General features: G+C 41.3%; 15 protein-coding genes and 1 pseudogene. 8 read left to right on the plus strand and 8 right to left on the minus strand.

The genetic code is table 11. The features are described from left to right. Positions 1-13: 13 nt before the first annotated feature. From V6W77_RS01495 to thrS, 3 genes are all read left to right on the plus strand, one after another. Positions 14-580 carry a biotin transporter BioY gene (locus V6W77_RS01495; RefSeq protein ID WP_025236476.1) on the plus strand — a complete coding sequence of 189 codons (567 nt, stop codon included), beginning with the start codon at positions 14-16 and terminating at the stop codon, positions 578-580. A 122-nt stretch (positions 581-702) separates the two neighbouring features. After that, a complete protein-coding gene (locus tag V6W77_RS01500) occupies positions 703-2,073 on the plus strand; it encodes an MFS transporter (protein WP_334253571.1) in 1,371 nt (456 codons plus the stop codon). Between the two features lie 168 nt (positions 2,074-2,241). Next, positions 2,242-4,179, plus strand: coding sequence for a threonine--tRNA ligase (gene thrS, locus V6W77_RS01505; protein ID WP_334253572.1), 1,938 nt, complete (start codon positions 2,242-2,244; stop codon positions 4,177-4,179). A gap of 54 nt (positions 4,180-4,233) precedes the next feature. On the opposite strand, the gene V6W77_RS01510 is transcribed toward thrS, so the two are convergent. From V6W77_RS01510 to exbB, 3 genes are read right to left on the minus strand one after another with little or no spacing between them, the layout of a single operon-like run. Continuing rightward, entirely contained in the window at positions 4,234-5,103 is an 870-nt protein-coding gene (locus V6W77_RS01510; RefSeq protein ID WP_334253573.1) for a TonB family protein, read from the minus strand. A 13-nt stretch (positions 5,104-5,116) separates the two neighbouring features. Then, a complete protein-coding gene (gene exbD / locus V6W77_RS01515) occupies positions 5,117-5,554 on the minus strand; it encodes a TonB system transport protein ExbD (RefSeq protein ID WP_025236472.1) in 438 nt (145 codons plus the stop codon). A gap of 36 nt (positions 5,555-5,590) precedes the next feature. After that, positions 5,591-6,046 (minus strand): TonB-system energizer ExbB, encoded by a 456-nt coding sequence (exbB, locus tag V6W77_RS01520; RefSeq protein WP_283386241.1) that lies wholly within the window; start codon positions 6,044-6,046, stop codon positions 5,591-5,593. Positions 6,047-6,192: 146 nt separating this feature from the next. On the opposite strand from exbB, the gene glpE reads away from it, so the two are divergent. Then, positions 6,193-6,522, plus strand: a complete 330-nt coding sequence (gene glpE / locus V6W77_RS01525) for a thiosulfate sulfurtransferase GlpE (RefSeq protein ID WP_025236470.1) — start codon at positions 6,193-6,195, stop codon at positions 6,520-6,522. 43 nt (positions 6,523-6,565) lie between these two features. After that, entirely contained in the window at positions 6,566-7,411 is an 846-nt protein-coding gene (locus tag V6W77_RS01530; protein ID WP_334253574.1) for a co-chaperone YbbN, read from the plus strand. Between the two features lie 51 nt (positions 7,412-7,462). Here V6W77_RS01530 and dhaM read toward each other — a convergent pair whose 3' ends face one another. Genes dhaM through dhaK form a run of 3 tightly spaced genes read right to left on the minus strand, consistent with a single transcriptional unit; the run spans position 7,463 to position 9,596 of the window. Next, positions 7,463-7,870 (minus strand): dihydroxyacetone kinase phosphoryl donor subunit DhaM, encoded by a 408-nt coding sequence (dhaM, locus tag V6W77_RS01535; RefSeq protein ID WP_334253575.1) that lies wholly within the window; start codon positions 7,868-7,870, stop codon positions 7,463-7,465. A 9-nt stretch (positions 7,871-7,879) separates the two neighbouring features. Further along, on the minus strand, positions 7,880-8,506 hold the full coding sequence (dhaL, locus tag V6W77_RS01540; protein ID WP_334253576.1) for a dihydroxyacetone kinase subunit DhaL: 627 nt from the start codon (positions 8,504-8,506) through the stop codon (positions 7,880-7,882). Between the two features lie 19 nt (positions 8,507-8,525). Further along, the gene (dhaK, locus tag V6W77_RS01545) at positions 8,526-9,596 is read right to left on the minus strand and encodes a dihydroxyacetone kinase subunit DhaK (RefSeq protein ID WP_334253577.1); all 1,071 of its coding nucleotides are present in this window, start codon (positions 9,594-9,596) and stop codon (positions 8,526-8,528) included. A 167-nt stretch (positions 9,597-9,763) separates the two neighbouring features. Here dhaK and trxB point away from each other — a divergent pair, with 167 nt between their 5' ends. The 3 genes and pseudogenes from trxB to V6W77_RS01560 all read left to right on the plus strand — a co-directional run. Further along, positions 9,764-10,717 (plus strand): thioredoxin-disulfide reductase, encoded by a 954-nt coding sequence (gene trxB / locus V6W77_RS01550; protein WP_334253578.1) that lies wholly within the window; start codon positions 9,764-9,766, stop codon positions 10,715-10,717. Between the two features lie 9 nt (positions 10,718-10,726). Then, complete coding sequence (gene kdsB / locus V6W77_RS01555; RefSeq protein ID WP_334253579.1) at positions 10,727-11,482, plus strand: 3-deoxy-manno-octulosonate cytidylyltransferase; 756 nt, start codon at positions 10,727-10,729, stop codon at positions 11,480-11,482. A 66-nt stretch (positions 11,483-11,548) separates the two neighbouring features. Then, positions 11,549-11,980, plus strand: a pseudogene (locus V6W77_RS01560) (YidB family protein); the annotation flags it as partial. A gap of 31 nt (positions 11,981-12,011) precedes the next feature. Here the strand turns inward: V6W77_RS01560 and V6W77_RS01565 are convergent. Continuing rightward, the gene (locus tag V6W77_RS01565; RefSeq protein ID WP_283386233.1) at positions 12,012-12,173 is read right to left on the minus strand and encodes a Trm112 family protein; all 162 of its coding nucleotides are present in this window, start codon (positions 12,171-12,173) and stop codon (positions 12,012-12,014) included. Beyond that, positions 12,166-13,152: a tetraacyldisaccharide 4'-kinase gene (gene lpxK, locus V6W77_RS01570; RefSeq protein ID WP_334253581.1), complete on the minus strand. Its 987-nt coding sequence runs from the start codon at positions 13,150-13,152 to the stop codon at positions 12,166-12,168. The genes V6W77_RS01565 and lpxK overlap by 8 nt, the downstream gene beginning before the upstream one ends. Between the last annotated feature and the right edge of the window lie 4 nt (positions 13,153-13,156).

The raw sequence follows: 13,156 nt of genomic DNA on the forward strand, positions 1-13,156 counted from the left end.
TAAGGAGAAAAGTATGTTCACCACTCAATTAACTCAAACTAAACGTTGGCTAGAAGCCAATAGTACAACAACATTTTGGTTGAAAACCTTCATCGGTGCAACCTTACTTGCTATTTTTGCTCAAATTTCTGTGCCTATGTACCCAGTGCCAATTACAGGACAAACACTTGCTTTAACGGTTGTTGGTTTTGCAATGGGGCGTAAAGCGGCAACGGCAGCAGTATTACTTTATCTCTTTGAAGGGGCTATTGGATTACCAGTTTTTGCCGGTGGTGCTTCAGGTTTCCATCATTTCTTTGGTCCGACAGGGGGCTACTTATTAGGTTATATCCCAACTGCCTATTTCTTAGGCTATTATAGTGATAAAGGCGTATTAAATTCTTTTTGGAAGAGTTTATTTGTTGCATTGATTGCTAGTGTGATTACTTTTGCATTCGGCTTAGCACAACTTTATTTCTTTGTACCGGAAGGCACAGTATTACAAGCCGGTTTATATCCATTTATTTTAGGTGGCGTGCTTAAGGCTCTTCTCGCAAGCATCTTAGTTAGCCCAAGCTACAAATTCTTCTCTAAACTCTAATCTTTCTAAGGCTTTGCTTAATGCAAAGCCTTTTCTATTCAACTGATTATCCTATTTTTGCTTAAAAGTGATTAAGTCGGTACAATGTTTTTAATAATAGTAAACCGATTAAGGAGAATTCATTGAATAGCACTAAATTTTACTCCCTTTATTCAGGTATCTTTTTTCTGTTTTTCGGCTATGGTTTATTTCTAAACTCAGCAGGAATTAAACTTGCCGAAATGGGGGTAACGGATATTATCATCGGTTTACTCAATGCGGCTTTCTTTATTGGAGCTGCATTAAGCACCATTTTTGCTCACCGTATTGTTTCGAGTGTCGGGCATATCCGCTCATTTAGTGTATTTTGTGCCGTTTTTGCTATTGCTGCCCTTAGTCATATGATGGTGGATAATTTATGGATCTGGGGCGTGTTACGTATCATTTTGGGCTTCTGTCATTATAGTTTGTTGCTTTTAGTGGAAAGTTGGTTAAGCGAAAAAACGAATATTGATACCAGAGGCAAAGTGCTTGCTACTTATAATATTATTTTCTACCTAGCCTTTATTTTGGGGGTGAGTTTATTAAGTTTAGAGCTTAGCAGCCGAAACATTTTTACCTTATCGACCATTTTAGTAGTGATGTCGATGATCCCCATCGCTTTAACTAAAATGGTTCAACCCGATATTCCAGCTCGTGAACGTATTAGCATTCCTAAACTATTTTCGATTTCGCCATTAGCCTTAGCTACCAGTTTTATTAGCGGAATGTTGGTCAATGGCTTTTTCACAATGGTGTCGGTATTTCTGCTGAAATTTAGCTTTTCACTAAGCGAAATTTCGCTTTATTTGATGATCTCGATGATCGGCGGTTTTATCAGCCAAATGCCGATGGCGATGCTCTCAAACCGCATTGGCAGACGTAACGCTATTTTAGCTTGTGCGGTGGTCGGTACTCTTACTGCACTTATTGGGCTATTTGCAATTTTTCAAGAAAATTTGACCGCTTGGATACAATACATCATTGCCTTTTTATTTGGCTGTAGCCTATTTAGTTTATATGCGTTGAGTATCGCCCGAGCTAACGATGAATTGCCAAATAATATGAACACCGTTGAAGTTAGCAGAGGCTTGCTATTTTGCTATGGTTTAGGGGCATTGGTTGCTCCACCGCTTATCGGTTTTGCGATGAGCCTGTCTGCTGAGTACGGTTTTTATGCACTCTTTGGTCTGTTTTCACTTATTTTATTCATTTGTGCTGTCAGAACTAAACCTGTTCCGAAAGCGGAGCGTGCGGAAATGCAATATGCTACCCCTATTGCCACTGCAAGCCCAATTGAAGAAATTGAATTAGTGGAGGAAGAGCTTATTCCATTTGATGAAGAGGTGGTGCAAGAATACCAAGCTCAGCTTGAAACATTTGAAGAAGAGCAGCAAACAGAAAACGAAAATATTGAGCTGGATGAAGAAAAATCTCAGGATAGTCTAACGAATAGCGAAAACAGTAAGGTTTAATTTTCCTTTGTTTTATGCTAGAATTATTGTGCTTTTATTCCCCACTTGTAAGGGAAATAATAAGCAAATTGCAAAATTTTAATCAAAAAAGACCGCTTGTAAGCGGTTTTTTCATTCTCAAACTCAACAAGTAATCTCTCGTATGGATTACCACTGTAAGGATTTATTATGCCAATTATTACTTTACCGGACGGTTCACAACGTTCATTTGACAACCCGGTTTCCGTAATGGAAGTTGCCCAATCAATCGGTGCAGGTTTAGCGAAAGCAACCATTGCCGGTCGTGTAAACGGCGAACGCCGTGATGCGTGCGACATTATCAGCCAAGACAGCACTCTTGAAATCATTACCGCAAAAGATGAAGATGGTTTAGAGATCATTCGCCACTCAACGGCTCACTTATTAGGGCACGCAATCAAACAATTATTCCCCGATGTGAAAATGGCTATCGGTCCGACCATCGAAAATGGTTTCTACTATGATGTGGATTTAGATCGTTCTTTAACTCAAGAAGATTTAGATGCAATTGAAAAACGTATGTTGGAATTAGCGAAAACCAACTACGATGTGGTAAAACGCCCGGTAACGTGGCAAGAAGCCCGTGATACGTTTGAAAAACGTGGTGAGCCGTACAAAATGGCAATCTTAGATGAAAACATCGAACGTACCGCAACCCCTGCGTTATATCATCACGAAGAATATACCGATATGTGCCGTGGCCCGCACGTACCGAATATGCGTTTCTGCCAACACTTCAAACTGCAAAAAGTGGCGGGTGCTTACTGGCGTGGCGATAGCAAAAACAAAATGTTGCAACGTATTTACGGTACAGCTTGGGCGGATAAAAAACAATTAGCGGAATATTTAACTCGTTTAGAAGAAGCGGCAAAACGCGACCATCGCCGTATTGGTAAAGCGTTAGATTTATACCATATGCAAGAAGAAGCACCGGGTATGGTGTTCTGGCACAATGACGGCTGGACGATTTTCCGTGAATTAGAAACTTTCGTGCGTACCAAATTAAAAGAGTACGATTACCAAGAAGTAAAAGGCCCATTTATGATGGACCGTGTACTTTGGGAGAAAACAGGGCACTGGCAAAACTATGCTGATTTAATGTTCACCACGCAATCTGAAAACCGTGAATATGCGATTAAGCCGATGAACTGCCCGGGGCACGTTCAAATCTTTAATCAAGGTTTGAAATCTTACCGTGATTTACCAATTCGTATGGCAGAATTTGGTTCTTGCCACCGTAACGAGCCGTCCGGTTCTTTACACGGATTAATGCGTGTGCGTGGTTTTACCCAAGATGATGCCCATATTTTCTGTACTGAAGAACAAATTGAGTCTGAAGTAACAAGCTGTATCAAAATGGTGTACGATATTTACAGCACATTTGGTTTTACTAACATTGCAGTTAAACTTTCAACCCGTCCGGAAAACCGTATCGGTGACGATGCAATGTGGGACAGAGCGGAAGAAGGCTTAGCGAATGCGTTGCGTAATAACGGCTTGGAATACCAAATTCAAGAAGGCGAAGGGGCATTCTACGGCCCGAAAATTGAGTTTGCATTACGTGACTGCTTAGGACGTGAATGGCAATGTGGTACAGTGCAATTAGACTTCGCTCTACCGGGTCGTTTAGAAGCTTCTTATGTGGCGGAAGATAACGGCCGTCGCACACCGGTAATGATTCATCGTGCAATTCTTGGCTCAATCGAGCGTTTCATCGGTATCATTACTGAAGAATACGCAGGTTTCTTCCCAACTTGGTTAGCCCCTGTGCAAGCAGTGGTAATGAACATTACTGACAGCCAAGCAGATTATGTACAACAAGTAGTGAAAACCTTAAGCGATGCAGGGATTCGTGTGAAAGCTGATCTTCGTAATGAAAAAGTTGGTTTCAAAGTGCGTGAACACACCTTACGCCGTGTGCCTTATATGCTTGTTTGCGGTGATAAAGAGATCGCTGAAGGCAAAGTATCTGTACGTACCCGCAAAGGTGCAGACTTAGGCACTTACCTCGTTTCAGATTTAGTGGATATTCTGAAAAACCAAATTAAAGCTCGAGAGTTGGCTTTACTAGGCGAAACACAAGACTAATTATAGTTTTAAAGATGAACACCCTCAAAAGCGATTGCTTCTGAGGGTGTTTTTTTATTCAAGAGAGAATCTAATTGGTACGGTAACTGAAGGTGGGAAACCTGCCGGTGGCGGTGGCATACTCACTGCCTGTGCACTTTTTACCGCTGCATTATCCAAATTACTGTTACCCGATGAATTTACTACAGAAACATTTGAAATTGCACCGGATGAGGTAATGGTAAATTTAATGGTTACCGTGCCTGTTTTCCGCATCATCTTTTCACGCTGAGGGTATGAATTATTTGCCTTGCGTTGTAACGCACGCTGTAATGCGGTTTTATAGGCTGAAAGTTCGCTTGCATTGCCCCCTGTTACGTTACTCCCTGTCGTAGAGGTTGAATTCAATGAGCCACCTTTTTGTCCGCCTACAACGCCTGAAACCATTTTTTCGCCTTGTACAGCATTTGGAATGGCTTTTGCAACAATACCTTGTTTTACTTCAGGACCTCGCTCTAATGCTTTGATCGGTTTTTGCTGAGGCTTTTCTGGCTCTTTTGGCTTCTCTTTACGTTTTTCTTCTTTTGGTTTTTCTTTTTTCTCTTTTGGACGTTCTTTACGTTTTTCTTCCTTTGGCTTTTCCTTTTTCGGTTCTTCTTTTTTCGGTTTTAGTGTTGGATCAGGAATAGCTTCAGGTTCAGGTTTTGGCTCGGGTTGAGGCTCTGGTTCGGGTGGAGCAGCTTCCTTTACTTCTTCAATAGGATCAGGCGAAACTGCCACCTGTGGTTGCTCTAATAAAGCAGCAACCATTTCCATTGAAAGCGAATTTTGCTCTGCCGCTTTTTCGATTTTTTGCTCATTAAGTAAAGCAAAGCTACCACCAATCAATGCACCGTGAATGGCTAGTGAGGCAATTAATCCGATTCGAGAATGGTGTTTTTTCATCTCTCTTATCCTATTAAGGCGTTATTGGTGCTTGATTAGGCGAAGCTGGCGTATTAGCAGCTGGTGTAGCAACGGTTTCTTTTTTAGTAATAATTGCCACATTTTTGATCTCATTTGCAGATAAAACATCAGTTAATTCCACAAATTTTTCAAAAGCAACTGCACCATCGACTTTAAGCGAAACTTTTTGGCTTTTATCCCAAGTTGAAACCTCTGCCACAAGCTGCTCTTTTGTGATAGGTTTGTCATTAAAGAAAAATTCATTGTTTTCAGTAATAGTTAAAAGTTTCGCAAGTTCATCTGCTTGCATTGGCTGTGTTGTTGTCGCTTTTGGTACATTCACTTGAATTTTACCTTGTGAGATAAAAGAGGCTGTAACTAACACGATAGCCAACAATACCAACATAATATCAATAAATGGGATGATGTTGATTTCATCAAATTTTTTCATCTTTATGCCTTCTTAATTTGCAAAAAATAGAGGAAATTAGACCGCTTGATGATTTTTAGCCTGTAGAGCTAACCATTTCAACTTGTTTTCTTCTACTTTACGACCAAAACCGTTATAGAACACCATTGCAATAATCGCTACTAAAATACCTGCGGCAGTTGCTTTTAATGCTAAGGAAAGATTTACCATAATAGCGGCAGCATCAATATCGCCACCTGATTGTCCTAAGTTGTAGAAGGTGAGAAGAATACCAATAACTGTGCCTAATAGCCCGATATAAGGTGCATTTGAGCCAATAGTAGAAAGGGTAGTTAGGTTGTGGGTTAAGTCGATTTCTAATTCTTCCAAAGTGCTATATTTGGAAATATCCATTTTTGAATAGAACATAATACGTTCAATTGCTTTCCACACGCAAATAACGCTTAATAAGCCTAGTAATCCTAAAATAACGAAGTCTGTATAACGTTCTAAAAAATGAAAAAGTTGATTCATATAAAACCTCAAATAAAAAATGGATAAATCTTGCATTTGAAAATAGTTCGCAATTATATAAGACAAACATCAATTTTTCAACTTGAAATAATCGCCGATACCTTCGCTATTTTGTGGTATAGTTTCGCCATTTTTGAGGATAAATTATGACTGATATTACATTTAAAGAAATTACTCCCCAGCAAGCGTGGGAGATGATTGAAAACGACGGTGCGGTACTTGCCGATGTGCGTGATGCTCGCCGCTATGTTTATAGCCACCCACAAGATGCTTTTCATTTAACTAACCAAAGCTACGGCAAATTTTTAGATGAAGTTGATTATGATGATCCTGTTGTTGTCATTTGTTATCACGGGGTGAGTAGCCAAAGTACCGCTCAATTTTTGATTGAGCAGGGATTTGAAAACGTTTACAGCGTAAAAGGTGGTTTTGAAGCGTGGGAAAGAAACGGGCTACCTATTGAAACCTCTTATTAATTCTACAATATAAAATGTAATTTTTAGCTTAAAGAAGGTTTTTATGGACTATTTGGTAAATGTAAACGAACAAAATTTTAGTGAAGTGTGGAGTGCCGCCGGGCAAATACCTACAGTGTTCCATTTTATTTCTCCCCGTGAGGTTGCCTCGCTAGAAATGGATGCCTTACTCCGCCGTATTGCGGATGAAAATCCACAGCAATTTTTGTTGGCAACGATTAACTGCGATGAACAGCAGACATTAGCCGCACAGTTTCGCATTCAACAAATTCCAACGCTTTATCTCTTCTCGAACGGTCAGCCGATTGATGCTATTCAAGGTGCGGTAAGTGAGCAAGAGTTGCGAATTCGGCTTGCTAACATTCTGCCGAAAGAGGAAGATCTTAAATTTCACCAAGCCTTAGAGCTTCTACAAGATCAACGTTACGATGAAGCATTGCCTCTATTAAAAGCAGCTTGGGAAATGACGGACAAGAAAAACAGCGATTTTGCTTTGCTCTATGCTGAAACTTATATCGCAATGAGAAATGTTGAGCCGGCTCGTGAAATCTTAAAAGCTATTCCAATTCAAGACAGAGACAGCCGCTGGCACGGTTTGCAGGCTCAAATCGAGTTATTAGAGCAGGCGAGTGAATCCCCCGAGTTGCAACAGTTGCAAGCCGATTATGCTCAAAGCAAAACACCTGAAATTGCGATTAAACTAGCTAATCAATTACACCAAGCTCACAAAAATGAAGAAGCTCTAACGCTCTTATTTGATTGGTTGAAGTCAGATTTGAATGTATCAAACGGCGAGCTGAAAAACCAATTTTTAGCTATATTATCAGCACTTGGAACAGATCCTATTGTGCCTAAATTCAGAAGACAGCTTTATTCTCTGTTATATTAATGAAATGAAAATGCCGTAATTGATTACGGCATTTTTGTTTGTGAATTTAGATTATTCAGCCTGCTCTTGTTTAAGTTGAGCGGCTTCATTGGCTTCTTTTAAAATTAACTCTAAGCTATCACCGGCTGATGCTGCTACCACCGCAGCAAAAGCTCCCTCCACTAAAGGTGCGTAGCTGATAACCACTTTTTCGGCAATTTCCGGTTCGAGTAAATCAATGGCGGTTTGGGTACTTAATACTGCACTGCCTAAATCGACAAAAACAATCACACCATCAGGTGTAAAGACCGATTCAATCGCCTGCATAATTTTAACGGCGTCAGTGCCGATCGGATTCTCCGCATCGTCAATTCCCCCTGCAACAGCAATCTGACAACCACCTTGAGCCATTTGTGAAAGAATTTCTGCAACTCCTTCAGCCAGTTTTGCACTATGGGAAACAATTACTAAATTAACCATTGTAGCTCCTTATTGCACTGCATCTGTCAAGGCTTTAAAAATGTAATAACTCGATGTTGCTCCCGGATCTTGATGCCCTGCACTTCGTTCTCCCAAATAACTGGCTCGCCCTTTTTTAGCAATAAGTGGAATCGTTTGATTTGCAAAATGTTCTGCTTTTTCGACCGCTTGTAACAAAATTGAGCCAATCGATTGAGAGGTATCCGCTTTTTTTAGCTCTTCCAGCAAAGGCAACCACAGATCGCACATTGTTTTGTCGCCAATTTCTGCTTTCCCTCGTTGCACAATGCCTTCAACCCCTTGCTCTAAACAGAGTAGCAAATCTGAAAAGCTGAGAGCTTCTTTTGCATTTGTGCTTTGAGCAGCTTTAATGAAAAATGTACCGTAAAGTGGACCGCTTGCACCGCCAACTTGTGAAAGTAAGGTCATTCCGACTGTTTTCAAAATTGTGCCGATGTCTTTGTCTTCCACCGTTTTAGCTTTTTCAGTTGCTTTGCTAAAGCCACGCTGCATATTCAAGCCGTGATCTCCATCGCCGATAACGGTATCCAACTCGGTCAAATAATCACGCTTTTCGTCCATTACTTGTTGGCATAATTCAAGCCATTTTAAAATTTGTTGTTTTGATATTTTCATACTTTTCCCTTCAATGTGATTATTCGCCCCAGCGTAATGCAGGAGTATTAACCGGTGCATCCCATAATTGTAGAATATCATCATCGGCTTTGAGTAAGGTGATTGACATTCCTTGCATATCCAGTGAGGTACAATAAGAACCGACAAGGCTACGTTCAATAGTTAAACCAAAAGCGTGGCACTCTTTTTCAAGGGAATCATAAACTGCGTAAAGTTCTGAAAGCGGCACTGAGCCAAGATTATTCACAAGAGCGATAACACGATCTCCTTTTTGTAAGGCTTGCTTACTTTCTTCCACTTCATTCCATTGTTGATTTTGATTATCCCAGTGGCGAATTGTGCGAGTGTAATCGCCGTGAGCAATTAAAGTTTCAAACATCTGTTTGACGGTCTTATCTAAATTCTCAAACGGACGGCGTTCAATGCCTGGTTCGCCGTGAATACCCACACCAAACTCCATTTCATTTTCTGCTAAGGTAAACGATGGCTTACCTGCGGCAGGAACGGTACAAGCACCTAGTGCAATGCCGATTGAATGCCCATTATTATTGAGTTTGTTACCAAGTTGAGCCAGTTCGGTTAAGGAATAGCCTTTATCTGCCGCTGCCCCAAGTAATTTTTCAATTAGCACGGTATTGGCAACACCGCGGCGACCGGCGGTATAGAGGCTGTCTTTTACTGCCACATCATCATCAACCAATACGGTCGCCACTTGAACACCACTGTCTGCCAATAATTCAGTTGCCGTTTCAAAGTTTAGTACATCACCGGTGTAGTTTTTGATGATTAACAAAACGCCTTCGCCACGATCTAGTGCTAAACCACATTCAAACATTTGGTCTGGTGTTGGTGAGGTGAAAATTGCTCCTGGGCAAGCCCCATCAAGCATTCCTTTTCCAATAAAACCGGCGTGCATTGGCTCGTGTCCGCTTCCACCGCCTGAAATTAAAGCGACTTTCGGTTGATTACTTGGTGGTGTGCGATAAATATAGACAGGTTCTTTATTTAATATTAAGTCGGAATGTGCTTTTACGAAACCGGAGAGTTGTTCAGCTAACACGGTTTCAATTGAATTAATAAGCTTTTTCATAAGTTTTCTCCTTTTAGAAGCGAGTGAAGTTGTTCTAATCTACAGGAAAAATGCTGATATTTCTGTTAAGTTTGTCACAAAATCAAAAAAATGTGAGCGAAAGCGAAAATGGAGTTAAATGTGAATTTAAGATAAAATAGAGGCTAATTTCATTCAGAGGATTGATTATGACAACTAAACACGCAAAACTTTTAATTTTAGGCTCAGGTCCTGCTGGCTATACCGCAGCGGTGTATGCCGCTCGTGCTAACTTAAACCCTGTATTAGTTACGGGGATGCAACAAGGTGGGCAATTAACCACTACTGATGAAATCGAAAACTGGCCGGGTGAATTTGAGCATACTACCGGCACGGAATTAATGAATAAAATGCTCAAGCACGCCGAAAAATTTGAAACTGAAATTGTGTTTGACCATATCCACAGTGTAGATCTTTCTAAACGCCCATTCACGTTAAAAGGTGATTTAAACACTTTTACTTGTGATGCATTAATTATTGCTACAGGGGCATCGGCAAAATATTTAGGCTTACCGTCTGAAGAACAATTTAAAGGCAGAGGTGTTTCGGCTTGTGCCACTTGTGATGGCTTTTTCTATCGTAATAAACCTGTTGCGGTTGTAGGTGGTGGTAACACTGCTGTTGAAGAAGCGTTATATTTAGCGAATTTAGCGAGCGAAGTGCATTTGGTTCACCGCCGTGATAGCTTCCGTGCCGAGAAAATTTTATTAGGTCGCCTACAAAAACGTATTGAAGAAGGCAAAATCATACTTCATACCGACCGCACAGTCGAAGAAGTGTTGGGCGATAATATGGGTGTAACTGGCTTACGTTTAAAATCGACCAAAGAAGAACTGAACGAAGAAATCAAAGTTGATGGCTTCTTCGTAGCAATTGGGCACGCACCGAATACCGGCATTTTTGAAGGGCAGTTAGAGCTTGAAAATGGCTATATCAAAGTGAAATCAGGCTTGGAAGGCAATGCCACAGCTACTTCTGTGGAAGGTGTATTTGCGGCAGGCGATGTGATGGATCACAACTACCGCCAAGCCATCACTTCAGCCGGAACAGGCTGTATGGCAGCCCTTGATGCGGAACGTTTTTTAGATGCTCAAGAAGCATAAGGAACTGTAATGAATTTTACCGTGATTATTCCGGCACGTTATGCCTCTAGCCGCTTGCCTCGCAAGCCGTTGTTGGATATTGCCGGCAAACCGATGATCCAACACGTTTGGGAAAAAGCCCAACTTTCGGGGGCAACTCGAGTAATTATTGCCACCGATCACCCAGAAATTGAAGCCACTGCTAAAGCCTTTGGGGCGGAAGTGTGTATGACATCAGACAAGCACAATTCCGGCACGGAGCGTTTGGCAGAAGTGATCGACAAAATGCAGATTGCGGATAACGACATCATCGTTAATATTCAAGGCGATGAGCCGTTAGTGCCACCGGTGATTGTGGAACAAGTGGCTCGCAATTTAGACGCCTACCAAGTGAATATGGCAACCCTTGGTGTGAAGTTGGAAACTCGAGAGGAATTATTCAATCCGAACGCCGTAAAAGCAGTAGCGGATAAAAACGGTATGGCGTTATATTTCTCGCGTGCCTCAATTCCGTTTGCCAGAGATAGCTTTCCGGATTGCGATGATAGTTTTATTGCTTCACAAGGCTACTTACGCCATATTGGCATTTACGCTTACCGTGCCGGCTTTGTGAAACAGTATGTGGCTTGGCAGCCAACGGCATTGGAACAATTAGAATCCTTAGAGCAGTTGCGTGCTTTATGGTATGGCGAAAAAATTCATATCGAACTGGCAAAAGAAGCCCCACAAGTGGGGGTGGACACGCCGGAGGATTTGGAAAGAGTGCGAGCGATTTTAGCTCGTTAATCAGTATTGCAAGCGGTTAAATTTCACCGATTTTTTGCAAAATTATGAGAAAAAACGACCGCTTGTCTAGGAGAAATTATGTTAGGTAATATTTTAGGTTCATTGGCATCGTCTGTTTTGGGCGGCAACAACCAATCAACCGCAATTCAATTAATTCAAAACTTACTGCAATCACAAGGTGGTGTGGAAGGTTTAATCGCTAAATTCCAAGAAGGCGGCTTAGACGATTTATTACGCACTTGGGTTAGCAGCGATGAAGATAATGCTCCGGTATCAAGCGAGCAAATCAGTAATGTTTTTGGTCAAGAAAATATTCAAAATGCAGCTCAAGACGCCGGTGTGGATGCGACAGATGCGAGTGAGTTATTAGCTCAGCTACTCCCTAAAATCGTGGATACTTTGACTCCAAACGGCAATGTAGATGATTTAAAAAATCTGGGGGCTGATGACTTATTAGCTCAAGCAGCTAAAGGAATTTTGGGTAACTTATTCAAATAAAACAAAGGGCTGATTTAAATCAGCCCTATCTTTATAAAGCTTTCCCTGCTTCGGGTAACAATTCAGGAATGCCGTTTTTAATCGGATAAGCAATATTGAGCTTAGGGTTGATTAATAGATTGTTCTCTTTATCCCATTCTAACTTTTCATTAGAGACAGGGCAGACAAGGTTCTTGAGTACTTTTTCATTCATTTTCTTTTCCTAGTTTTTGTAGAATTGGCGTTAATAAACAAGCGGTCGATTTTTCCGAAAATTTTGCAGAAACCGGCACATACCACCAATTTTTTTGAGCGAATGCTTTGCATTTTACCGCATCTTTTTCCGTCATCAATAATGGAGTTTGGCTGTCGGCTAATGTTTTCAGTTGATTGGCATCAAAATCTTGATGATCGGCAAAGCCTTGCGTTTTGGCAAGCGGAATACCTAATTTTTCCAGCATAGTGAAAAATCGTGGTGGATGCCCGATTCCTGCAATGGCGACACAAGGTTGGCTAAATTCACTTAAAGGTCTATATTCATTAGTTAGAAGATTAACCGCTGAACTTGGCTCTAGACTCATTAAATGTTCATTTGACTTGGCAATTCCGCCGTTGCAAATGATGGCATCTACCGAATTTAAACGGCTTGGCAGCTCACGCAATCCACCGGCAGGTAACACAAAACCGTTGCCGAAACGTCTTTTACCATCAACGACCACCCATTCCAAATCTCGCTGTAGAGCATAGTGCTGCAAGCCATCATCGGTGATGATTAAATCTAACTCAAATTGGCTAAGCAATAATTCAATACTTTGCTGACGGTTAGGGGAAACCGCCAATGGTACATTAGTGCGTTGCACAATCAACACCGGTTCATCGCCCACCATTTCAGCAGAACTCTGCTGTGTAACAAGCTGTGGAAATACTTTATTTTTCCCACCATAACCGCGAGAAACCACGCCCACTTTTACTCCGCGTTGTTGTAATTGTTCCACTAACCAAACCACCACCGGCGTTTTTCCATTACCGCCAACCGAAATATTACCCACCACCAACACAGGCACAGGTGAACGGTACGATTGCAAAATATTCAGAGAATATAACCGCTTGCGAACGTAGCTAATCAACCAAAACAGCAATGAAAGCGGCGAAAGCAGCCACGTGATAAGGGATTTTGTTTGCCAGATTTTCATTTGA

This window comes from Mannheimia indoligenes (assembly GCF_036880405.1).
In the GTDB taxonomy this organism is placed as follows: domain Bacteria; phylum Pseudomonadota; class Gammaproteobacteria; order Enterobacterales; family Pasteurellaceae; genus Mannheimia; species Mannheimia indoligenes.

Coding starts and splice junctions, on each gene's coding strand:
- V6W77_RS01495 (WP_025236476.1), top strand. CDS start 14: ATGTTCACCACTCAATTAACTCAAACTAAACGTTGGCTAGAAGCCAAT.
- thrS (WP_334253572.1), top strand. CDS start 2,242: ATGCCAATTATTACTTTACCGGACGGTTCACAACGTTCATTTGACAAC.
- V6W77_RS01510 (WP_334253573.1), bottom strand. CDS start 5,103: ATGAAAAAACACCATTCTCGAATCGGATTAATTGCCTCACTAGCCATT.
- exbD (WP_025236472.1), bottom strand. CDS start 5,554: ATGAAAAAATTTGATGAAATCAACATCATCCCATTTATTGATATTATG.
- exbB (WP_283386241.1), bottom strand. CDS start 6,046: ATGAATCAACTTTTTCATTTTTTAGAACGTTATACAGACTTCGTTATT.
- glpE (WP_025236470.1), top strand. CDS start 6,193: ATGACTGATATTACATTTAAAGAAATTACTCCCCAGCAAGCGTGGGAG.
- V6W77_RS01530 (WP_334253574.1), top strand. CDS start 6,566: ATGGACTATTTGGTAAATGTAAACGAACAAAATTTTAGTGAAGTGTGG.
- dhaM (WP_334253575.1), bottom strand. CDS start 7,870: ATGGTTAATTTAGTAATTGTTTCCCATAGTGCAAAACTGGCTGAAGGA.
- dhaL (WP_334253576.1), bottom strand. CDS start 8,506: ATGAAAATATCAAAACAACAAATTTTAAAATGGCTTGAATTATGCCAA.
- dhaK (WP_334253577.1), bottom strand. CDS start 9,596: ATGAAAAAGCTTATTAATTCAATTGAAACCGTGTTAGCTGAACAACTC.
- trxB (WP_334253578.1), top strand. CDS start 9,764: ATGACAACTAAACACGCAAAACTTTTAATTTTAGGCTCAGGTCCTGCT.
- kdsB (WP_334253579.1), top strand. CDS start 10,727: ATGAATTTTACCGTGATTATTCCGGCACGTTATGCCTCTAGCCGCTTG.
- V6W77_RS01565 (WP_283386233.1), bottom strand. CDS start 12,173: ATGAATGAAAAAGTACTCAAGAACCTTGTCTGCCCTGTCTCTAATGAA.
- lpxK (WP_334253581.1), bottom strand. CDS start 13,152: ATGAAAATCTGGCAAACAAAATCCCTTATCACGTGGCTGCTTTCGCCG.